We start from the raw sequence: 21,599 nt of genomic DNA on the forward strand, positions 1-21,599 counted from the left end.
GAGGCGTTCTGCACGATCCGCTCCTACCTTGCCAGTCTGCGCAAACAGAACCGTTCGCTGATCGACGCGCTGGCTTTGGGCTTCGCCGGGTTCGTCGTTTCGCCGCTTCCGGCTGCTGAATAGTTACCATGCCGCAAAGAAAAGTAGGCAAAAGAAAGCGGCTCAAACCGCTACTACTAAGCGGGTACCGTGGTCTGCTACGGGTAGTGGTGCATCTGGAATCCGTGTTCTCGCACATTCCGCGTTAGTGACAAAGGACTCATCAGCTCCCACTCCGCACTGCGTGCGTCGCGGACGGGTCTGCATGGGAAACCACCGGCTTCGGTTCCGCGCCGTGGGGGCCGTCGGCTTCGCCTCGGCGACGCGCCTCTGCACTCTCCGGGGAAGCCCGCCTCAAACGATATGTCGGTGCGCTGCAATCACAGTCCCGATCACGATCACAGTCCCGGTTGCGGTTCCAATCACAATCCCGGTGGTGGGGGTGCAATCACGGGCCACCATCCCGTGGCGAGGCGTGAACGCCAAAACGTAGCGATCGGTTTTATGAACTGCTCTTCGGCGCGCGCGGCGCCGCCGGAAGTATGACGCCCTTGTCACTGGCGTATGCACGGGCACGAACACAGATTCCAGATGCACCACTACCCGTTGCAAACCACGGGACCCGCTTAGCAGGAGTGGTTTGAGCTGCTTTCTCTTGCCTACTTCTCTTTGCAGCCGGCAAAGAGAAGTAGGTGCCGCCCCGCACAGGGGCAACGCTAATAGACCACTAACAATTCAAGGAAAGGCACCAAAGCCAGATCAAGGAAAGGCCAACGCCTTAAGAACACGGCCAATGCCGCCGCAAAAGGCAAAAAACGAAACCTTATTCCCCCGGCCGCAACTTCTTAACCTCCGCATCCGAAGGCTGCACACTCGCACCATCGATGTAACGATACGAAGTCATCACACCCTTACCGTCCTTAAGACCGGTAACCCCCACAAACGCCCCCATCGTCGACTGATTATCCTGCCCCCGATAAGTAATCGGCCCGAAGGGCGTCTCCACCCCTAGCCCCTTGAACGCAGCAGCCAACTTATCCGGATCGGTAGAACCAGCCTTCTTGATCCCCGCCGCAATCGACATCAACGCCGAATACCCCACGACCGACCCCAGTCGCGGATAATCGTGATACTTCGCCTGATACGCATCGACAAACTTCTTGTTCGCCGCCGTATCAATCGAATACCACGGGTACCCCGTCACGATCCACCCCGTCGGCGCCTCCGCACCCAACGGGTCGAGATAGTCCGGCTCGCCCGTCAACAACGACACCACGCTGCGATCCTTGAACAACCCGCGCGTATTGCCCTCGCGCACAAACTTGCCGAGATCGGCACCAAACAGCACGTTGAAAATCGCATCCGGCTTCGCGTCGGCGATCGCCTGCGACACCGCGCCCGCATCGACATTGCCCAGCGGCGTCGCCTGCTCGGCGACAAACTCCACGTCCGGCTGCGCCGCCGTCATCAGCTTCTTGAACGTCGCCACCGCCGATTGCCCGTACTCGTAGTTCGGATACACAAGCGCCCAACGCTTCTTCTTCAGCTTGACCGCCTCCGGCACCAGCATCGCCACCTGCATATACGTCGAAGGACGCAGACGGTATGTGTATTTATTGCCGTCGGCCCAAACGATCTTGTCAGTCAATGGCTCGGCCGCGAGGAAGAAAATCTTCTTCTGCTTCGCAAAGTCGGTCAACGCGAGACCCGTGTTCGACAGGAATCCGCCGAACAGCAATTGCACCTGCTCGCGTGCAATCAACTCCTGCGCGACGCGAATGGTGTCGCCCGGATTGCCGTTGTCGTCGCGCGACACCACTTCAAGCGGTTTGCCGAGTACGCCACCCGCCGCGTTCACCTGCTCGAGCGCGAGATTCCAGCCGTTCTTGTAAGGGCCGAGAAAGGCGGGCTGCGCCTTGTAGCTGTTGATTTCACCGATCTTGACGGTCTGCTGTGCACTCGCGCCAACGGCCGCGAGCGATAGAACCGTTGAAACCGTGAAGCGAGAGATCCATCCTGCGCGCGTGGTCATGCTTTTCTCCGTTATCAAAAGGATTGCGGGAATGCGTTCGTTTTTATCAAGCGTTGAAGCGTTCGGCGATTCGTTCGGCAAACCGTGTTGCGAATTGTGCTGCCAGTGGTGCTGCAATGCGTTTGGCGACTTCACTCTGCCCGCGCCATCGCGCGAATTCTCGCGACGCTCGCCGTGACGTCCTGCCATGCCGGCTTGCCGCCGGCGAATTGCTGACGCAGGTAGCTCACGAGTTCGGCGACCTGGGCGTCGTTGAAACTGTCGCGGTAAGCCGGCATCGTACCGAGTTCGGGCCGTGCCGGCGAGCCGATACCATCGAGAATCACGCGAATCAGATTATCAGGCGTCGTGCTATGCAGATTCGTGTTAAGCGCCAGCGACGGATGCGCACCGAACAATTGCGGTCCACTGCCAGTGTGATGACAGGCTGCACACGCGCCGTCGAAGAGACGTGCACCAAGCCCTGTTGCCGTGCCCGTAATCGTGCTGGCCTGCTCGTATTGACGCGCCATCGCCACAGGATCCGCATTGGGCTCCAGCGGACTCAAAGACGCCAGATACGTGGCCATCGCGCGAATATCGCTGTCGGGTAGCGCCGCCAGATCGTTGACGACCGGCGCCATCGGCCCGGCCGCGACGCCATGCAGCGGCGCATGACCGTAGCGCAGATAGCTGAACAGTTCGTCTTCGCTCCAGGGTACGGGCGCGTTGGAAAGCGTCGACAGCGCGGGCGCTTCCCACCCTTCCGCCACGCCGCCGCCCATGAAGGCGGCGCCGGTTTTCTCGGCGCCGAATGCATTGCGCGGCGTATGGCATGCGCTGCAATGGCCGAGGCCGTTCACGAGATACGCCCCGCGATTCCATTGCGCACTTTGCGTCGCACTGGCGGTAAACGTATTGTGTCCGAGGAAGAGCCCGTTCCATGCAGCCATCAAGTGACGCACGCTGAATGGAAAGGCCAGCTTCGTTTCCGGCGGCCTGGAGCGCACCGGCGTTTGCGCCATCAGGTACGCGTAGAGCGCTTTCAGATCGTCGTCGGACGTGTTCCTGAACGACGTGTACGGGAACGCGGGATACAAATGATGGCCGTCGCGGCTGATACCTTGCCGCATCGCCCGCACGAATGCGTCGAGCGACCATGTGCCGATCCCCGTCTGTCCATCAGGCGTGATGTTGGTGCTGTAGATCGTGCCGAATGGCGTATCGAGTGGTTTGCCGCCGGCATTCGGCACGCCGTTGTGCGCGGTATGGCAAACCGCGCAATTGCCCAGCGCCGCAAGCAGTTTGCCGCGTGCCACCAGTTCGGGTGCAAATGCGCTCGCGAGCGGCGGCGTAATCGGCGCAATGGCTTGTGGCGTCAAGGCCAATGCACCTAGCCAGCCGGCAGCGCCCGCAGCAATTGCGCCGAGAAAACCCAGCCGCCAGCGCTTCTTTTTGCGCGCCGCCGCTTCTTCCGCTTGTGCATCGGCTAGTGCGGCGCGAATCGTCTCCGGTGTGAACGGTGGTCTGCGAAAACGCACACCTGTCGCGTCGTACAGCGCGTTGGCGATCGCCGCGGCGCCAGGCAGCGACGCCGATTCGCCTGTGCCCATCGGTGGCTCGCCGTGGCGCGGCATCATCACGACGTCGATCACCGGCACTTCGCGAAACGTCAGAATCGGATACGCGCCCCATTCCTGGCTCGTGACCGCGTTGTCGCCGAACGTCACGCGTTCTTTCAGCGCACGGCTGGTCGCCTGAATCACGTTGCCGTGTATCTGATGACGAACGCCGTCAGGATTCACCATGGTGCCGGTGTCCTGGCCCACCACCACGCGCGTCACGGCGAGCTCGCCGCTCTTGCGATTGACTTCGATGTCAGCGACCCACGCAGACCATGCCGCGCCGAAACCGGGAAATTTGCTGTGCACGTAGCGGGCGTAGGCAAAGCCTCGACCGCGCGCAATGTCGCCCTCTTCCTGATCATCCTTCAAGGCGACGTTACGAGGCTCCCAGCCAGCTTTCTCGGCCACAGCCATCACGAGATCGATCGCGCGCGGATCGGTCAGATGCTTCAAACGAAACTCGACTGGATCTACGCCCGCCTCAGCAGCGAGTTCGTCGATAAAAGATTCATGCGCAAAGGTGTTCGGCAACGCCGACACGCCCCGCAGCCAGGACGCGCGCACGATCGGCGGCGTGTCGTCGCAGACAATGCGCATGGTCTGGTAGTCGTATGGCGGCACGGACGTGCGGTCGCCCATTTCGAAGACCTGCGGCTGTGCGGAGATGGTTCCAGTGAGCAGCAACGCCAACGTGGGGGCGTCGTTCGATGGATAGCGCGTCGCGAAGTCGTACGCCGCGAGCTCGCCTTCGGCATCCAAAGCGCCGCGCACATCCATCAATTGCGCTGCGCCTTTGGGCTCCCATGCATGCTCGTCTTCGCGCGATAGTTGTACACGCACCGGACTGCCGGTTGCGCGCGATAGCAGCGCGGCGTCGGCGGCGACATCGTCCGCACAATTGCGGCCGTAGCAACCTGCCGCGTCCATGCGCACGATTTCGATGTGCGCTTCATCCTGTGCCATCAGCAAGGCGAGATCGGCACGTAACGAATGAGGGTTCTGCGTGCCCGACCAGACTTTCAGCTTCGCATCCCGGTAATCGGCCACCGCGCACGACGGTCCAATCGACGCATGCATCTGAAACGGCCATACGTAGGTGCGTTCCAGCGTTCGGGCAGGGTCTTGCGCGAGTGCTGCGTCGACATCGCCTTCGATCACCAGATCGCGCCGAATGGCCGGATTCGCTCTTAGCGCAGCTTCCACTTCCTCGCTGGTTTCGAGCGCAGGCAAACCCTCTACCGCTTTCCACTGCACATGCAAGCGCTTCACCGCCTGCTGCGCGACCTCTTCACGCTCAGCCACGATGCCGACGAAATCGCGGATCACCACGACCTTGACGATTCCGGGCAAATCGCTGACCGACGCTTCATCGACATGCAACAGACTGTTGCCCATGAAGTCGCCCTGCGCGACACCGGCATAGGGTGGACGGACAACGCGCCCGTGCAGCATGCCAGGCACACGCACGTCATGCACAAAACTCAACTCACCGGTCGCCTTCGCCGGAATATCGACACGCGGTGTGCTCTTACCGACGATCTTGAATGCGTCCGGCGATTTCAAAGGCGCATCGGCGGCAAGGTCCAATTCGATGCGCCGACCGGTGATCAATTCGCCGTAGCCAATGCTCTTTTCCGTGCCACCGTCGCGCGTGAAAATCACACCGTCTCGCACGTCGAGTTGCTCAGTGCTGACGTTCAAGCGCGCGGCTGCTTCCGCCAGAAGGAACTGACGCGCTTGTGCCGCTGCATGCCTGAGTGGCACCGCCGATATCTGGATCGTCGCGCTTGCAATCGTCGGCCCCTGATTCGGCGCCTCGCTGGTGTGGCCGAGTACGACCGACACGCGCGTCAACGGCACGTCCAGTTCTTCCGCAACGATCTGCGCGAGCGCGGTGCCAATGCCGGTACCAAGATCGACGTGACCGTTGAACGCCACGACGCTGCCGTCGTCGCGCACCACGAGAAACATGTCCGCCTCGGTCGGCACGAACGACGAGCGCGACCCCGGCTGACCGATCGCAGGCTTCACCGGCGCCTGCGGCGGCCGCGTGATGATGAGCACGCTCTGCGCGTCATAGAGCTGTCGTCGTGACAGCGGCGCGGAACGTCGATCGACGCTGAAATCCGGCCCTGTCATGCGCGCACTCCTTCACGCGCGGAGGTTTGCGCAGCGAGCAGTTCGGCCGCGCGCTGCACCGCGCGCACGATCTCGACATGCGTGCCGCACCGGCAGAGGTTGCGCGACAGTTCCCGCCGGATCGTCTCGACGCTCGGATGCGGATCGCGATCGAGTAACGCTTTGGCGGTCATGATCATGCCGTTCAGGCAATAGCCGCACTGCGCGGCCTGTTCTTCGATAAACGCCTGCTGCACCGGATGCAGTGCGACACGCGTGCCCAGTCCTTCGAGCGTGGTGATCTCACGCCCCAAGGCAACCTTCGCGGTCGTTACGCACGAACGCGTCGGCATGCCGTCGAGCAGGACCGTACACGCACCACATTCGCCAAGTCCGCAGCCGAACTTCGGACCGTTTAGCGCGAGGTCGTTACGCAGCAGGTAAAGCAGGGGCGTGTCCACGCTGGCGTTGACAAGATGCGTCACGCCGTTGACATTCAGCGTAAGCGGCGCCGAGCCGTTCATGACAATGCCGGCCACGCCGTGCGGTGCGCGTTCAAAGCACCACCGGCACTTCGGTCGCCGGTGGCGTATTGCGGCTGCGCCGGCAGCGGATCAAGCCGTCGATCATCACCATGCCGACACCAGGGATATCGCCGAGTTGCACGCTCTCAAGCAGCGTATCGGCGGCCGTGTGCTGCGCGCGGTCCATGAAGACGAGGTCGGCGGGACGGCCCACTTCGATCAGCCCTTGCCGCAGATTGCGTTGCCGGGCGGTATTGCCTGTCGCGAAGCAGAAGGCGATTTCCGCGGGGACGTCGGCGAGACTGGAGATCAGCGCGATCATCCGCAGAATACCGAGTGGCTGCACGCCGGAACCCGCCGGACTATCGGTGCCGAGAATGATCCGATGCGGACACTTCAATTCGATCGCATGACGTGCGGTGAGCAGCGCAATCCGTTCGTTGCCGTTGTGAACGATCTCCAGCGCGCGGCTCGATTGCTCGCACAGATCGCATACGTGCCGATAGGACAGCGACGTATGGCCGCCATTGATGTGGCCGATCACGTCCGCATCGGCGGCGAGCACCACGTCTCGATCGATCAGGCCAGAGCCCGGAATCGACGGGCCACCGGTGTGAATCGTGCTTTGAATGCCGTATTTGCGAGCCCAGGCGACCATCTGCGCCGCTTCCTCGCCGCCCTTCACGCTGCCAAGGCCCACTTCGCCGAGCAGCTTCACACCCGCTTCCGAGAGCTCCTTGAAGTCCTCCTCGACCATGCCTTTCTCGATCACCGGCGCACCCGCCATGACTTTCACGCCGCCACCAACACCCGCGCCACGCATCCCTTCGAACGAGCGTTGAGCGGTAATGGCAAGCGCCTTTACGCCAACCACGTCTTTCGGACGGCCAGGTAAATGCACTTCGCCGGCGGAAATCATCGTCGTCACGCCGCCGTTCAGATTCGATTCGATCCAGCCCATCTGATTCTGGCGCGGTGTCCAGTCGCCGAACACCGGGTGCACGTGCGAATCGATCAGGCCTGGGGCGACCGTGGTGCCTTTACAATCGACGGTGGTCCGCGCACCTTCGAGGTCGCAATCTTTCTCGCGGCCGATCGCGACGATCACGCCGTCGTCGATCACCAGCGTGTTCGCGTCGAGAATCGGCTGGTCGATATCGCCGGATAGCAGCAGACCAATGTTCGTTATCGCGACCTTTCCCGACAAGCCTGTCAACGTCTCTGCTGCCATCTGCTTCTCCTTTCGCACCGACTGCCCGGCGCCGCATGCGTGCACAACCTGCACGCATGCGGCGCCAATGGAATCACACGCTCAGATAAGCGCGCCTGACCGTTTCGTTCTTTGCGAGTTCGCCGATCGTGCCGCTGAAGCGGATCTGCCCTTTTTCAAGGACGTACGCACGGTCGCTGACCAGCTCGGCGAAGTGTAGATTCTGTTCCGACAATAGAATCGACAGCCCTTCGCGCTTGAGTTCGAGAATCATGTTGGCCATCTGCTCGACGATCACGGGCGCCACGCCCTCGGACGGTTCGTCGAGCAGCACCAGATACGGATTGCCCATCAGCGTGCGGGAGACAGTGAGCATCTGCTGCTCGCCGCCGCTCATCTGTCCGCCGGGACGTTTTGGCATTTCACCGAGATTGGGGAAAAGGCGGAACAGCTTTTCCGGCGTCCACTCGGGCGCGCCTTCGCGTGGCGGCTGACGGCCTGTATCGAGGTTCTCCATCACGGTCAGATCGGAGAACACGCGGCGATCTTCAGGGACGAAACCCATGCCCATGCGGGCGATCCGATACGGCGGCAACGCCGCGATGTTTTGCCCGCGAAAACGGACCTCTCCCTGACGGCGTGGCAGCAGACCCATCACGGCTTTCATCGTCGTCGATTTGCCGGCGCCGTTGCGGCCCATCAGCGCGACCACTTCGCCGCGGCCGACTTCGAGGCCAACGTCGAACAGAATGTGCGCGCGGCCATAGAACGCGTTGAGGCCGGCGACTTTCAGCATCGGCTCGCTCATTGCAGCGCTCCTTGTCCTTGATGGCCGCCTGCCGCTTCATGCAGCGGCGCGCGTGGCTGGAAGGTCTTGCCAGTGCCGAAATAGACTTCCTGCACGCGTGCGTCGTTGCGGATCGTTTCGGCGTCGCCCTCGGCGATCAACTTGCCGCGCGCGAGCACGATCATGCGATCGGCGTACGCGAATACAACGTCCATGCTGTGCTCGGTAAACAGCACGCCGATTTTGTGCTCGGTGACGAGTCGCTTGGTGAGCGCCATCAGTTCGTTGCGCTCCTTTGGCGCCATGCCGGCAGTGGGCTCGTCCATCAGTAGTAGCTTCGGGCGGTTTGCCAATGCGATAGCGAGTTCAACGCGTTTGACGTCGCCGTATGCGAGCACGCCGCAGGCGCGGTTCGCATCGGCGCCCATGCCGACCTGTTCGAGCAGCGTCATGGCTTCATCGGCATAGCGCGAGCCCGCGGGTTTCCAGAGGCCGAAAGTCTTTCGTTCACGCGAGACCAGCGCCATCTGCACGTTTTCGAGCACGGTCATCGAATTGAAAGTCGCGGCAATCTGGAACGTGCGGCCGACGCCCAACCGCCAGATATCGCGCGGCCGCATGCCGACCAGTTCATGATCGTCGAGACGAATCGAACCAGACGACGGCTGCAGTTGCCCGTTGACCATGTTGAAGCAGGTCGACTTGCCCGCGCCGTTCGGACCCAGCAGCGCCAATAGTTGGCCGGCTTCGAGATCGAAGGAAACATCGTCGACCGCTTTCAGGCCGCCGAACGATTTGGAGAGACCGGAGACGCGCAGCAAGCTCATAGCCCCTCCTTGATCGCCGTGCCCTGCGATTGCGATTGCGATGGAACACGCTCTTCCGCCTTATCCACCGTATCGTCACCAAAACGCTCGCGAATGAAACCGACGATACCCTGCGGAAACGCGATCACCAGCAGCAGAATGGCGAAGCCCAGCAACGCCTGCCAATAATCGGTTTGCCGCGCGACGGTGTCCTGCAGCCACGTGAACACGGCCGCGCCGACGATCGGGCCAGTCAACGTCTGCAAGCCGCCGAGCAACACCATCACGAGGCCATCTACTGAACGGCTGACGCTGATCACCTCCGGCGAAATCGTCCCTTTGGAGAAGGCATATAACGACCCGGCAAGCCCGCAAAACAACGACGCGACGACGAAGGCCGCCCACTGCACGCGTTTCACATCGATGCCGATCGCCTCGGCGCGCAACACCGAATCACGCGACGCCCGCATCGCATAGCCAAGCGGCGAGAACAGCATCTTGCGCAACAGCCACACACCGATCACAGCGCAGACGAGCGTCAGATAATAAAAAGCCACCGGCGACGCCAACCAGTTCGACGGCCACAAGCCGAGAATGCCGTTACTGCCGCCCGTCACGTCGTCCCACTGGAACACGACCGACCAGACGATCTGTGCGAATGCGAGCGTCAGCATCGCGAGGTAGACGCCTGAGAGACGCACGCAAAACCAGCCGAACACGAGCGCGCCTGCCACGGCGAGCAAGGGGCCGAGCAGCAACGCGGCTTCCATCGGCAGATTCAAAACTTTGAGAAACAGCGCGGCGCCATATGCGCCCAGCCCGAAATACGCGGCGTGGCCGAAAGAATGCATGCCGCCAGGGCCCATGATGAAATGCAGACTCGTCGCGAACAACACGGCGATCAGAATTTCAACCAGCAGCACAGGCATATAGGGAAACGCATTGGCCGCAAGCGGTGCGAGTACCAGCACCAACAAAGCGATTGCGGCCAACCACTTCAGGCGCTTGCCTGCTGGCCTTAATGGCGCTTCAGGCGCGGCCATGCCACGCACCGCAGCGCTCGCCTTCCCTAACAAGCCCCAAGGCCGCACCACCAGCACCACCGCCATCACGACAAATTCTGCAACCAGCGTAAAGCGGCTCAACGACAGATCGATACCGAACACCGACACATGGCCGATGCCGATGCACAGCGCCTTGATCTCCGCGATCAGCAACGCCGCGACGAACGCGCCCGGAATCGACCCCATGCCGCCGACCACGACGACAACAAACGCATTGCCGATGGTCTCCAGATCGAGCGACAGATTCGCTGACATGCGCGGCCCTTGCAGCGCGCCGCCCAGGCCGGCGAGAAACGCGCCGACGAAAAACACGCCGGTGAACAGCCACGCCTGATTAATACCGAGTGCGCCGAGCATCTCGCGATCCTGTGTCGCGGCGCGCACCAGCGTGCCCCACCGTGTACGCGTCAACGCATACCAGAGCAGCAGCAACACCACCGGCCCGATCACGATCAGCGCGATATCGTAGGTCGGCAGCGGATGGCCGAGAAAACTAACTGCGCCAGCCAGATGTGGCGCACGCGGTCCGAACAGATCTTCCGGACCCCACAGCCATAGCGCGGCATCGCGAAAGATCAGCACCAGCGCGAATGTCGCCAGTAGATGAAACAACTCCGGGGCCTGGTAGATGCGCCGTAACACGATCATTTCAACCAGCGCGCCAAGCACCGCGACAACCAGCGCGGCAGCCAGTACCGACAGCCAGAACCCGCCCGCCGTGTGGCCAAAGCGGCTCGCGATGCTATACGCGACATAGATGCCGAACATATAGAACGAGCCATGCGCGAAGTTGACGATGCGCGTCACGCCGAAGATCAACGACAAACCGGCGGCGACGAGAAACAGCGTCGACGCGTCGGCGAGTCCGTTGACTAGCTGTACCAGCAAATTCGAAAGCATCGCGACCCTTAAAGTAACTCAGCGCAAACCGTCTTCGCCTTTGATCTCACTCACCTGCAAGCCGCCGATACGCGGTAACGGCCGGCCCGAGGCCGTCACCGCGACCGCCACGACAATTTCGTTGGCGCGCGGCGCGTCCGACACGCGCGCTTCGATTGCATCGAAATGGCTGCGCACGAAGGCGGCGTCCTTGTGACCCAGCGGGACATCGATCGCGGTGCCAAGCGTACCCATTTTTTTCGCCGACGGCACCAGCGCCGCGCCCTTCTCGACTGCTACCCGCAGCGGCGCACCCAGCTTGGGGTGCAGAATCGCCGCCGCATGCTCGAGTTCACCTGCTTCGCCGACAATCGCCGCCTTGCCGTAGCTTTGCGCGTCGCCCGGTTTGATACCCAAGGCTTCGACGCACTTGTTGCCGAGCAAGGCTCCAAGCTCCTCACCGGCTTCGATCAGCGCGTCCAGCTTCGCCTCATAGCGGCCCGCGTAGGGATTATCGATCACCGCAATCGCGACTGCACGGCGTGTCGGCGGCTCGATGGCCTGCCCCATTTCAATGCGTGTTTCATCGACCTGCACGACCAGCTTGCGAAGCTTGATTGCCATTTCGATCTCCGGGTTTCGATGCGTGTTCTGCTTAGTGTTTTACTTACTCGCCGCAACGCATTGCTTCAGCTCCGCGCTTCGACTCATTGTTTCATTGCAATGCTTCAGCGCATTGCGTGACTCAGGCGCCGCTCAGCGCAAGCCGTCCTTGCCCACAATCGCCTCTTTCGCCAAGCCGCCGACGCGCGCATGCACGCGCTGCCCCGTGCTCATCACGAGGATATACACCAGCTCATCCGCAGCGGGCGCGCCGGGCACACGCACTTCGATCGCGTCGAAATGGCTGCGCACGTAGCTCGCGTTGACATGCGTCAGTGGCACATCGAGCGCGGTGGAAGGCGCGCCGACTTTCTTCGTCGACGGCACGATCGCGTTGGTCGGCACGCCGTTTTTTTCCAGCAGTTCGCGCATCGCATAGCCGCCGGGGACGTGCCACAACGCGCCATGCTCGAGCTCGCCGCGCGAGCCGACGATTGCACCCTTGCCGTAGCTTTCGATCGCCGCGTGCGGCACGGCCATCGCCGCCAGCAGCTGTTGCGCCATGTCGAAACCGATCGGCTTGAGCGCTTCCATGGCGTGTTCGATTCTGGCTTCGTAGCGGCCGGCGAACGGATTCGTCATCACTGCGGCGATCGCACCGCGCCTGAGCGGCTGCGCGGGCGCGGGACCGAACTCGTGGAAAATGTCTTCGACGTGCGTCAGCACGCGGCGTATTTCGAACACGGAGCCTCCGTTGTTATCCGGGCGCGCTGTATAAATAACGCGCCATTCTGATAGGTACCACCGGTCACACGTGCCCGCCCTTGCAGGAACAGTGCGGCGCCTTCGATCAAACCTTGTTCGTGCAAGCGCTGCGCGGCGTCGACACCGCGTGCCAGCGCGAAATCGATCAGCGCTTGCGGCAAGGACGGCACGTCGACGGTCACGAGCAGGTCACCGAGATCGCTATCGTCCTTCAACGAGGAAGCCGGGCTGCGCACGATGCCGGCATGCTCCAGATTGACGGCGTTGGCGATCATCGTGGCGGCGGCATCGGCGGTGGCGGCGTTGCGGGCGAGCACGGTCACGCTGTCGGCGATCCCCAGGCTGAAGCTGCGGCCGCGCCAGCCGCTCGTCGCGACGCCGCGAATCGGCATGGCGGCGTCGAGCGTCAGGTTAGCGTCCAAAGCCAGATCGCCTGAAGCCTTCTCACCGGAGAACGCCGCCAGATCGGCGAACACGCCCACGCGGTACTGCTGTCCTTCGGTCAAATGGAGTGCAATGTCGCCACCGTTGTTGATGAAGGCGCGCGAGATGCCTTCGCGTGCAAACGCCGTGATCAATTCGTCCGCGACGCTGCCCGCAACGGCCGCCATCGGCGTGATATAGCGAGCGCGGTGGGGATAACATGCGCTCCACATGCGCCGGGCCACGGCGCCCTTCAACGTGCAATCGCTATGCGCCGCGTCGCCCTGCACAGGCTGCCGAAGCAGCGTCAACTCGCCGACCAACTCGGGCAATACTTCCACAAAGCGCGCCCAGCACGCCACGTATGCAGCCTGCACTGCCGAGGGCTCGCCGTCCGCGCTGAGGATCAGATCGATCGGGCCATACTGCCAATGCCAGCGGGCCGCGTCGAGCCGGGTTCGGGTTGGGTTCATCGTGTGCGTCGCGTTCGTCGTGTCGATTGTGCCGGTGGTGGCGCCGCCGTTAGCCTGGCATTGGCGGCATAGCCGGCGGCCACGGATTGTCGGGATGACGCGCGATAGTCCTGCGCGCGAGCGGTGCCCCTTCCGTATGCTCCGGTCCATTCGCCAGCACGCTTTCCAGTGAACGCACCGCGTCGAGATGGCCGCCGAGATCGCGATACGCGTCATACGTCATGGTGAATTCGATCGGCGCGACGATCGCGGGCGTAGGTACAGTGCCAAACGATCGATCGGGCATGCGCGAGACATCCACCATCACGGTGATGCCGCCACCCGGCCACACATAGGTTGGCGCGCCACCACATGTTACGTTCACCAGCCTCTGTTTGATCGCGCGCGTGAGCAGGACCGGATTCTCCGTGGCCCCCGCTCGCAGGCTGCCGCCCGCGCCGCCGAGAAACAGCACCGTAGCAAGCGACGGCTCGCAATTCTCGCCAATTCGTTCGACCGTGCCGCGCACAGCGTCCGGCATCGCTGCGATGCGCGGCACGAGGTCCCGATCGAGTTCATACCACTGTGCGTGTTCGCCGGTGGTCGACACCATCAGCAAGCGCATGCCCGGTTTCGCCACCGCGGGATCGAAGCTTTCGACAATCGCCAGCGGGTCCTGAATGTCGGTGCCGCCCCAACCGGTGCCGGGGTTCGCCACCTGGAAATAACGGCCAGGCGTCGATTTGCGTCCGCGAATCTTCAGACCTGAGGGCGTCATGCCGAGGCAACGGCCCGCCTGGTGCTCGGTGAGTACGCCGGTGATGTGATCGTCGACCACCACCACTTCGTCCGCGTGACCGAACCATTGTTTCGCAAAGATGCCGATGGTGGCCGACCCACAACCCACCCGCATACGCTGTTCTTCGACGCCGTCGACAATCGGCGCCGCGCCCGCACGAATCACCAGACTCGCGCCGCCGTCGATGGTCAACTCCACCGCTTCCTTGTTGCCGAGCGCGAGCATCATGTCGCACGTCACGCGGCCTTCTTTCTTGCTGCCGCCAGTCAGGTGGTGAACACCGCCGAGGCTCAGCATCTGCGAGCCGTACTCCGCCGTGGTCACATGGCCGACGATCTCACCATGGCAGCGCACGTTCGATTGCTCCGGCCCGAGAAAGCGGTCGGTATCGATTTTCACCTTGAAGCTGCAATAGCTGAAAATGCCCTCGGTGACGACGGTGACCATGTCGACGTCGTCCAACTTCGAGGAAACGATGAAAGGCGCGGGCTTGTAGTCGGGATACGTAGACGATGCGCCAACGCCGGTAACGAACAGCGCCTGTTCCGCGGCAGGATCGTGCACCCCGGACGATGCACCAAATTCGACCGTGGTACCCACATTGCTAGTGATCGCTTCAGACGAACCCGCGGCGCGTGAAAGAAACACCACAGGGTCCACGCGAATCAACCGCCCGTCCGCATTCGCATAACGATCGCACGCGCCGGTGCGGCCTTCCGAAATCTGGCACAACACCGGGCACGCATTGCATTCGATCTTGTTCGACGCCATCCGCTCGCTGCGCGGCGCCGCTTTCTCGAGCACGGTCGGACCCGGCGTCGAGGCGGTTTCGCCGTCGACGCGCTCCGCACCGAAATCGACCTTCGTATGTTCTGTCATGGTGGGGTTCCATACGACGACATTACAATCGGTCCTGCCCGGCTGACAAATAATCCCTGTTTTAAGGGACTTTTGCGTGACCCGTATTTTTCCATGTTGCGGTCACTCACCGTTCGTGTAGCATCCACTACACCAAACTTGCTTGAAATCTACTCGATCAAAATAGACTGCGCAACGAGTTTCCCGGTATCCATCTGAATGCTGCGGCGCGGCATCCCCGCAGGGATTACGAATCAATCTACCCCGAAGCACATGAGCTTGCAGGGCATTTCGTCGCGCGTGATATGGGCTGTATGATGAAGGCGCGCCATACCTGAGCGCACCAAGCGGCTGCGGCGCATGCCGTTCAACCTGACGCTAACAAAGAGATCCGAGACCGCCATGAGTCCCACTGCCGCCCGCAAGCCGGGCGCTATCGGCATCCGAGCGAAGCAGGCGCAAGACACGCGCGCCAAGATTCTCAAAGCGGCAATCAAGGTCTTTGCAAAGCAAGGCTATGCAAGCGGCCGGGTCGAAAGTATTTCGAAGGCCGCGCGTTCGCACGACCGGATGATCTATTACTACTTCGGCAGCAAGGAACAGTTGTTTGTCGAAGTGCTGGAGACCATCTACACGCAGTTCAACGAAGCCGAAAGCAAGCTCGATCTCGATCTGGACGACCCCGTGCACGGCCTCGAACAGATGGTCGAATTCGTCTGGCAGTATTACCTCGATCACCCTGAGTTCGTCACCCTGCTGTCGAGCGAGAATCTGCATCAGGGCAAGCACGCGAAGAAATCGTCAAAGCTGAAGGAGATTTCGGGCTATGCGATTTCGGTCGTGCAGAAGTTGCTGGACGCGGGCAAGGCGCAAAACGTCTTTCGTGCCGACGTCAAAGCGCGTGATGTGTACCTGATAATCGCGTCGCTCGGTTATTTCTATAACGCCAATCAGTACACGCTAGGGGCGTTTCTCGGCGAACCGCTGATGGACAAGGCCGCACTCGCGCATTGGCGCGAGGTCATCAAGGATACGGTGTTGCGCGCCGTGCGCTTGCAGTTGCCTGCGGACACGGCAGTGATGGATAAGAGCAGAACGGCCTGAAGCGCGTTTTGTCTGACGTACGCTTCAGGCTCCACATCGCGTCATTCCGGTGGAAGGCGGCAGGCAGGACTCGCGTGACGGCGTGACGCGCGGCGAATGCCGGCATGGTTACACGCCACACCAGTCGTCGAACGTCGTTACGGCTTTGCCGCTGCGGCGTCGTCTTCGCGGAACAGTTTATCGGCCAGGTGGAACGCCGAATTGGCAGCCGGCACACCGCAATAGATTGCGGTTTGCAGCAGCACTTCCTTGATCTGCTCGCGCGTCACGCCGTTGTTCTTCGCGGCGCGCAAGTGCAATGCGAGTTCTTCGCTGCGATTGAGCGCGACCATCATCGCGATGGTCAGCAGGCTGCGCGTGTGACGCGGCAAGCCTTCACGCGTCCAGATTTCGCCCCACGCATAGCGGGTAATAAAATTCTGGAACTCCTCCGTCAACTCGGTGCGGTTCGCAAGCGACCGGTCGACGTGCGCGCTACCCAGCACCTCGCGGCGCACCCCGAGTCCGGCTTCGTAACGGTCTTCGTCGTTCATTTCTGCTCCGTCAGGAAGTCGAGCACGGTCTTCGTGAAAGCCTCGGCCTTCTCGATGTTGGAAATATGCGAGGCGTCCAGTTCGACATAACGCGCGCCCGGAATCGCTTGCGCCAGTTCGCGGCCTTGTGCCGGCGTTGCGGCCAGATCGTGCGTGCCACTGATCACTAGCGCAGGCACCTTGATGCCGGGGGTTTCAGGGCGCAGATCGGTGGCGTCGATGGCGTCGCAATTGGATGCGTAGCCTTCCTTGTCGGTATGCACGAACACGTCTCGGATCATGGCGAACACCACCGGTTCACGTTCGATAAAGTCGGCGGTGAACCAGCGCGGCAGAACCACGTCGGCCAGTGCGAGCATGCCTTCAGTGCGGGCTCGTGCAGCGCGCGGCACCCACACTTCCGGCGAACCGATGCGCGCCGCCGTATTGCTCAGCACCACGCGCTCAAGACGATTCGAGTGACGCGCGGCCAACGCGACGCCGGTGAGGCCGCCCATCGACACGCCGCAGAAATTCGCGCGCGCGATCTTCAGCGTATCCATCAGGCCGAGCACGTCGCCGGTCAGTTGTTCGATCGTGTACGGACCCTTCGGTGCTTCCGAGTGACCATGACCGCGCGTGTCGTAGCGCAGCACGCGGAAGTGTTTGGACAGCGCCGCGACTTGCGGCGTCCACATCGACAGATCGCTGCCGAGCGAATTCGACAACACGATCCACGGCGCATTGCCGTGACGGTCACCGTCGATTCGATAATGCAGCTCGGTCCCGTTGACTGCGGCGTAGGGCATGCCGGTTACTCCTTGGAAGTGGCGCGTTTGGCGCGCGTGTGATGAAGGGCCAGCGCGGCGTCCACATAAGCGTGCGCCTGGCCGACGTATTGAGCAGGATCGAGCAGTTGCTTCAGGCGATCGAGCGAAAGATGTTCGATCACGGCGTGGTCCGCCGAGAGCACCTCGAAGAGCGTCTTGCGCTCGGCGATTGCCGCTTTCGATGCGCGCTCGACCAGATGATGCGCATCGAGTCGGCCGATGCTGTCGCCGAGCGCGAGCATCACGGCTTCGCCGAGAATCAATCCGTGCGTGACGTCGAGATTGGCGGCAAGGCGCGGAACATTCACGTTGAGACCCGTGGCGATCTGCTCGATGTTGGCGAGCGCTCCGCCTGCAAGGCGCGCGAGGTCCGGCAACGAATCCCACTCAGCTTGCCAGCCGCCGAGCGCGCGCTCGTGCTCCTGCACCATGCCGGCGAACACCGTGGCCACCAGCCCCGGCGCGCGAGTCGCGGCCGTCAGCACCGCGGCGCAGCCGACCGGGTTGCGCTTGTGCGGCATCGTCGACGAACCGCCCTTGCCTGCCGCGGCGGGCTCGGCCAGTTCGTCGATTTCGGTTTGCATCTGCAGCGAGATATCGCGCGCGATTTTGCCGAGCGTGCCGATCAACATGCCGAACAGCGCCGCTGTTTCAGCGATGCGATCGCGCTGCGTGTGCCATGGCAAGGTGGGCACAGCGAGCTTGAGTTCTTGCGCCAATGATTGGGTAACTTGCGGCGCCGCGTCACGCAGACTCGCCAGCGTGCCCGCCGCGCCACCGAATTGCAGCACCAGCACACGCGCGCGCAACGCATCGAGCCGCTCACGATGACGCAGCAACGCGTCGAGCCATTGTGCGAATTTCAGACCGAGCGTGATGGGCAGGGCTTGCTGCAGCCAGGTGCGGCCGATCATCGGCGTCGCGCGATGGGTGGCCGCGAGTTTCGCGACTGCATCGCATGTGGCTTCTAAGCCGCTGTCGAGCAGATCGAAGGTCTCGCGCAGTTGCAGCACCGTTGCCGTATCGATGATGTCCTGGCTCGTCGCGCCCCAATGGACGTACTTCGACGCTTCGGCGTCCGCCGCTTTGACACGCGCGGTGAGTTGTTTGACGAGGGGAATCGCGAGGTTGCCGCCGAGCGCCGCGTCGCGCGCAAGTGCGTCGGCGTCGAGTTGATCGGCCTGGCAGGCGCCCTCGATCGCGGCCACGGCGCTGTGCGGAATCACGTTATGGGCAGCCGAAGCGCGCGCGAGCGCTGCTTCGACCTCGAGCATCCGTTGCAGCGTGGCACGCGGCGCCCAGATGTCGTTCATCGGCTGTGTGCCGCAAAGAAGGCCGGTCAGACGGGCGCTGGAGTCGAGCATGATGGCGTCGATGAGGGTGTCGGAAGTGAAGGTTTCGCCGCGGCGATCCGGGCGTGCTGCGAGGCGCGCCCTTGGCGCTTTCTATCGAGAGCGTACCGCACACGGCGTTACGGCGCATTCTGTTCCGAATGCTGCCGCGTCGGCTCGCTGTAACAACGTGACGCCGTGGCATCGGGTCACGCGCATGAAGCTTGCCTCATGCGCGCTGCGGACATTGGCGGATGCACGGTTTGCGCGACCCGCGTATTGGTGGCTGCACGCTGCACGGCTTGCTCATCGGCGACGGCACGTTGCGCGCGCGCACATTTGTGGCAGCACGCTGCGCGGCGTGCGCGTTGCCATCGCCCGGCCAGCGGTTTGACTCGCCACAGGCCTTCGTGCGGACGGCTGCCGCGCCCGTGCTTAGGCCGCGCGTGCCGCCTGAGTGCCGTCGATCAGCGGCACGCCGGTCAGTTTGTGCAGCGCATCGAAGTCGATGTCCGAGAAGATCTCGCGCACCACGAGGCCCTTGTCGGTGACGTCGATCATGGCCAGGTCCGTATAGATGCGGTCGACGCAGTTCACGCCCGTCACCGGGTACGTGCATTCCGCCGCGATCTTGCTTTCGCCCTGCTTGGTCAGGTGCTCCATCATCACGTAGACCTGTTTCGCGCCGATTGCCAGGTCCATGGCGCCGCCGACAGCCGGAATCGCGTCGGGCGCGCCGGTGTGCCAGTTCGCCAGGTCGCCCTTCGCCGACACCTGGAACGCGCCGAGCACGCAGAAATCCAGATGGCCGCCGCGCATCATTGCGAACGAATCCGAGTGATGGAAGTAGGCACCGCCCGTAAGCAGCGTGACGTGCTGCTTGCCGGCGTTGATCAGTTCGTCGTCTTCCTCGCCCTTCGCGGGTGCCGGGCCCATGCCGAGCAGGCCGTTTTCGCTGTGCAGGAAGATTTCCTTGTCGGCACCAAGGTGATTGGCCACCAGCGTCGGCACGCCGATGCCGAGGTTCACGTAAGCGCCTTCAGGGATATCCTGGGCAACGCGCTTGGCCATTTCATCGCGGGTCAGTTTTTTCATGTCGGTCTCCTCAGGCGGCGTTCGCGGATGCAAGTTCGGCTTGATGCGCAGCTTGCGGCACTTCGATCACGCGTTGCACGAAGATGCCTGGCGTGACGATGTTTTCCGGATCGAGTTCGCCGAGCGGCACCACTTTCGACACCTGCACGATGGCCGTTTTCGCCGCGCTCGCCATGATCGGACCGAAGTTGCGGGCGGTCTTGCGATAGACCAGATTGCCCCAGCGGTCGCCCTTGAACGCTTTGATCAGCGCGAAGTCCGCGTGCAGCGGCGACTCCAGCACGTAATGCTTGCCGTCGATCAGACGGGTTTCCTTGCCTTCGGCGAGCTTGGTGCCATAACCCGTGGGCGTGAAGAACCCGCCGATGCCCGCGCCTGCCGCGCGAATACGTTCCGCGAGGTTGCCTTGCGGCACCAGTTCGAGTTCGATTTCGCCAGCGCGATAGAGCGCGTCGAACACATACGAATCGCTTTGGCGCGGGAACGAGCAGATGATCTTGCGCACGCGTTTGGCGTTGAGCAGCGCCGCGAGGCCGATGTCGCCGTTACCGGCGTTGTTGTTGACGATGGTGAGTTCGCGCGCGCCCTGTTCGATAAGCGCGTCGATCAGCTCGGACGGCATGCCGGCCGTGCCGAAGCCGCCGATCATGACGGTCGCGCCATCGTGGACATCGGCGACCGCCGACTGAAGTGACTCGAAAATCTTGTTGATCATGTCGAATTTCCTTTTGGGGCGCTGCGTATCGCCAGGCTGTTTGCCTTTGCAGGCAAGGGCTTGTGCGGGACGGTCTCCGGGCCGGGGCTGACGCTTTTGGTTTGTTCACTTTCGATTTGTTCGATATACGAACATGGATTCGGTTAGCGAACGTTCAGGGCGATTATGGTTGCGCTTTGGGCTGGTTGTCAAGGCAGGGGATTCCCCCTAAGGATAGGTTTTTCGCCTGCTCGGCGGGGGCGGTTTTGGTTTTTTTGGGGTGTGGGCTGCTTGTTTGTGTGTTTGCCTGATCGGCGCTTTTTGTCAGGGTTCGTAGGGCTTTGGCCTTTCCTTGTTTTGTTAGTGGTCTATTAGCGTTGCCCCTGTGCGGGGCGGCACCTACTTTTCTTTGCCGGCTGCAAAGAGAAGTAGGCAAGAGAAAGCAGCTCAAACCACTCCTGCTAAGCGGGTCCCGTGGTCTGCTGCGGGTAGTGGTGCATCTGGAATCTGTGTTCGTGCCCCTGCATACGCCAGTGACAAGGGCGTCATTCTTCCGGCGGCGCTGCGCGCGCCGAAGAGCAGTTCATAAAACCACTCACTACGTTTTGGCGCTCCCGCCTCGCCACCGGACCGTGGCTCGTCACTGCATCTACATATCGTTTGAGGCGGGCTTCCCCGGAGAGTGCAGAGGCGCGTCGCCGAGGCGAAGCCGACGGCCCCCACAGACCTCAACCGAAGCCCGTGGTTTCCCATGCAGACCCGTCCGCGACGCACGCAGTGCGGAGTGGGAGCGGATGAGTCCTTTGTCACTAACGCGGAATGTGCGAGAACACGGATTCCAGATGCACCACTACCCGCAGCAAACCACGGTGCCCACTTAGCAGTAGCGGTTTGAGCTGCTTTCTCTTGCCTACTTCTCTTTGCAGCCGGCAAAGAGAAGTAGGTGCCGCCCCGCACAGCAATGCTCTCAACTTAAGCCCCATTCCATCAAGCGACCTTGTACGCGAGATGGAGATGGGGTTTGGCTTTTCTGGGCGGTCGTGGGTAAGAGCGCGAGGGCTGAATACGAC

General features: G+C 62.2%; 17 protein-coding genes. 1 reads left to right on the forward strand and 16 read right to left on the reverse strand.

Annotated features, from left to right (window positions below):
• Nucleotides 1-862: 862 nt before the first annotated feature.
• The 11 genes from FSO04_RS39860 to FSO04_RS39910 form a co-directional block, all read right to left on the reverse strand.
• Complete coding sequence (locus tag FSO04_RS39860; protein WP_154566921.1) at nucleotides 863-2,071, reverse strand: ABC transporter substrate-binding protein; 1,209 nt, start codon at nucleotides 2,069-2,071, stop codon at nucleotides 863-865.
• A 131-nt stretch (nucleotides 2,072-2,202) separates the two neighbouring features.
• Nucleotides 2,203-5,814: a molybdopterin cofactor-binding domain-containing protein gene (locus tag FSO04_RS39865; RefSeq protein WP_154566922.1), complete on the reverse strand. Its 3,612-nt coding sequence runs from the start codon at nucleotides 5,812-5,814 to the stop codon at nucleotides 2,203-2,205.
• The gene (locus tag FSO04_RS39870) at nucleotides 5,811-6,317 is read right to left on the reverse strand and encodes a (2Fe-2S)-binding protein (RefSeq protein ID WP_154566923.1); all 507 of its coding nucleotides are present in this window, start codon (nucleotides 6,315-6,317) and stop codon (nucleotides 5,811-5,813) included. Before FSO04_RS39870 ends, FSO04_RS39865 begins: the two co-directional genes overlap by 4 nt.
• Nucleotides 6,318-6,348: 31 nt before the next feature.
• Entirely contained in the window at nucleotides 6,349-7,548 is a 1,200-nt protein-coding gene (locus FSO04_RS39875; protein WP_154566924.1) for an amidohydrolase family protein, read from the reverse strand.
• Nucleotides 7,549-7,621: 73 nt separating this feature from the next.
• Nucleotides 7,622-8,335 carry an ABC transporter ATP-binding protein gene (locus tag FSO04_RS39880; protein ID WP_054043304.1) on the reverse strand — a complete coding sequence of 238 codons (714 nt, stop codon included), beginning with the start codon at nucleotides 8,333-8,335 and terminating at the stop codon, nucleotides 7,622-7,624.
• A complete protein-coding gene (locus FSO04_RS39885) occupies nucleotides 8,332-9,141 on the reverse strand; it encodes an ABC transporter ATP-binding protein (protein ID WP_154566925.1) in 810 nt (269 codons plus the stop codon). Before FSO04_RS39885 ends, FSO04_RS39880 begins: the two co-directional genes overlap by 4 nt.
• Nucleotides 9,138-11,084 (reverse strand): ABC transporter permease, encoded by a 1,947-nt coding sequence (locus FSO04_RS39890; protein ID WP_154566926.1) that lies wholly within the window; start codon nucleotides 11,082-11,084, stop codon nucleotides 9,138-9,140. The genes FSO04_RS39885 and FSO04_RS39890 overlap by 4 nt, the downstream gene beginning before the upstream one ends.
• Nucleotides 11,085-11,102: 18 nt before the next feature.
• A complete protein-coding gene (locus FSO04_RS39895; protein WP_054043300.1) occupies nucleotides 11,103-11,687 on the reverse strand; it encodes an amino acid synthesis family protein in 585 nt (194 codons plus the stop codon).
• 132 nt (nucleotides 11,688-11,819) lie between these two features.
• Complete coding sequence (locus FSO04_RS39900; protein ID WP_168435993.1) at nucleotides 11,820-12,410, reverse strand: amino acid synthesis family protein; 591 nt, start codon at nucleotides 12,408-12,410, stop codon at nucleotides 11,820-11,822.
• The gene (locus FSO04_RS39905; RefSeq protein WP_154566927.1) at nucleotides 12,386-13,327 is read right to left on the reverse strand and encodes a UPF0280 family protein; all 942 of its coding nucleotides are present in this window, start codon (nucleotides 13,325-13,327) and stop codon (nucleotides 12,386-12,388) included. The genes FSO04_RS39900 and FSO04_RS39905 overlap by 25 nt, the downstream gene beginning before the upstream one ends.
• 49 nt (nucleotides 13,328-13,376) lie before the next feature.
• On the reverse strand, nucleotides 13,377-14,984 hold the full coding sequence (locus FSO04_RS39910) for a 6-hydroxynicotinate reductase (RefSeq protein ID WP_154566928.1): 1,608 nt from the start codon (nucleotides 14,982-14,984) through the stop codon (nucleotides 13,377-13,379).
• Nucleotides 14,985-15,365: 381 nt separating this feature from the next.
• Here FSO04_RS39910 and FSO04_RS39915 point away from each other — a divergent pair, with 381 nt between their 5' ends.
• Nucleotides 15,366-16,067, forward strand: a complete 702-nt coding sequence (locus FSO04_RS39915) for a TetR family transcriptional regulator (protein WP_154566929.1) — start codon at nucleotides 15,366-15,368, stop codon at nucleotides 16,065-16,067.
• A 137-nt stretch (nucleotides 16,068-16,204) separates the two neighbouring features.
• Here the strand turns inward: FSO04_RS39915 and pcaC are convergent, their stop codons facing one another.
• The 5 genes from pcaC to FSO04_RS39945 all read right to left on the reverse strand — a co-directional run bounded on the left by pcaC (nucleotide 16,205) and on the right by FSO04_RS39945 (nucleotide 20,550).
• The gene (gene pcaC, locus FSO04_RS39920; RefSeq protein WP_154566930.1) at nucleotides 16,205-16,600 is read right to left on the reverse strand and encodes a 4-carboxymuconolactone decarboxylase; all 396 of its coding nucleotides are present in this window, start codon (nucleotides 16,598-16,600) and stop codon (nucleotides 16,205-16,207) included.
• Nucleotides 16,597-17,388 carry a 3-oxoadipate enol-lactonase gene (gene pcaD, locus FSO04_RS39925; protein WP_154566931.1) on the reverse strand — a complete coding sequence of 264 codons (792 nt, stop codon included), beginning with the start codon at nucleotides 17,386-17,388 and terminating at the stop codon, nucleotides 16,597-16,599. Before pcaD ends, pcaC begins: the two co-directional genes overlap by 4 nt.
• A 5-nt stretch (nucleotides 17,389-17,393) precedes the next feature.
• Nucleotides 17,394-18,773 carry a 3-carboxy-cis,cis-muconate cycloisomerase gene (locus FSO04_RS39930; RefSeq protein WP_154566932.1) on the reverse strand — a complete coding sequence of 460 codons (1,380 nt, stop codon included), beginning with the start codon at nucleotides 18,771-18,773 and terminating at the stop codon, nucleotides 17,394-17,396.
• A 402-nt stretch (nucleotides 18,774-19,175) separates the two neighbouring features.
• Entirely contained in the window at nucleotides 19,176-19,835 is a 660-nt protein-coding gene (locus FSO04_RS39940; RefSeq protein ID WP_093647594.1) for a 3-oxoacid CoA-transferase subunit B, read from the reverse strand.
• A gap of 10 nt (nucleotides 19,836-19,845) precedes the next feature.
• Entirely contained in the window at nucleotides 19,846-20,550 is a 705-nt protein-coding gene (locus FSO04_RS39945) for a 3-oxoacid CoA-transferase subunit A (RefSeq protein WP_154566933.1), read from the reverse strand.
• Nucleotides 20,551-21,599 lie beyond the last annotated feature (1,049 nt).

Origin of the sequence: Paraburkholderia madseniana (genome assembly GCF_009690905.1) — a bacterium.
Taxonomy (GTDB): Bacteria; Pseudomonadota; Gammaproteobacteria; order Burkholderiales; family Burkholderiaceae; genus Paraburkholderia; species Paraburkholderia madseniana.

Coding starts and splice junctions, on each gene's coding strand:
- FSO04_RS39880 (WP_054043304.1), bottom strand. CDS start 8,335: ATGAGCGAGCCGATGCTGAAAGTCGCCGGCCTCAACGCGTTCTATGGC.
- pcaD (WP_154566931.1), bottom strand. CDS start 17,388: ATGCCCTACGCCGCAGTCAACGGGACCGAGCTGCATTATCGAATCGAC.
- FSO04_RS39885 (WP_154566925.1), bottom strand. CDS start 9,141: ATGAGCTTGCTGCGCGTCTCCGGTCTCTCCAAATCGTTCGGCGGCCTG.
- FSO04_RS39915 (WP_154566929.1), top strand. CDS start 15,366: ATGAGTCCCACTGCCGCCCGCAAGCCGGGCGCTATCGGCATCCGAGCG.
- FSO04_RS39930 (WP_154566932.1), bottom strand. CDS start 18,773: ATGCTCGACTCCAGCGCCCGTCTGACCGGCCTTCTTTGCGGCACACAG.
- FSO04_RS39940 (WP_093647594.1), bottom strand. CDS start 19,835: ATGAAAAAACTGACCCGCGATGAAATGGCCAAGCGCGTTGCCCAGGAT.
- pcaC (WP_154566930.1), bottom strand. CDS start 16,600: ATGAACGACGAAGACCGTTACGAAGCCGGACTCGGGGTGCGCCGCGAG.
- FSO04_RS39865 (WP_154566922.1), bottom strand. CDS start 5,814: ATGACAGGGCCGGATTTCAGCGTCGATCGACGTTCCGCGCCGCTGTCA.
- FSO04_RS39895 (WP_054043300.1), bottom strand. CDS start 11,687: ATGGCAATCAAGCTTCGCAAGCTGGTCGTGCAGGTCGATGAAACACGC.
- FSO04_RS39905 (WP_154566927.1), bottom strand. CDS start 13,327: ATGAACCCAACCCGAACCCGGCTCGACGCGGCCCGCTGGCATTGGCAG.
- FSO04_RS39910 (WP_154566928.1), bottom strand. CDS start 14,984: ATGACAGAACATACGAAGGTCGATTTCGGTGCGGAGCGCGTCGACGGC.
- FSO04_RS39890 (WP_154566926.1), bottom strand. CDS start 11,084: ATGCTTTCGAATTTGCTGGTACAGCTAGTCAACGGACTCGCCGACGCG.
- FSO04_RS39945 (WP_154566933.1), bottom strand. CDS start 20,550: ATGATCAACAAGATTTTCGAGTCACTTCAGTCGGCGGTCGCCGATGTC.
- FSO04_RS39875 (WP_154566924.1), bottom strand. CDS start 7,548: ATGGCAGCAGAGACGTTGACAGGCTTGTCGGGAAAGGTCGCGATAACG.
- FSO04_RS39860 (WP_154566921.1), bottom strand. CDS start 2,071: ATGACCACGCGCGCAGGATGGATCTCTCGCTTCACGGTTTCAACGGTT.
- FSO04_RS39870 (WP_154566923.1), bottom strand. CDS start 6,317: ATGAACGGCTCGGCGCCGCTTACGCTGAATGTCAACGGCGTGACGCAT.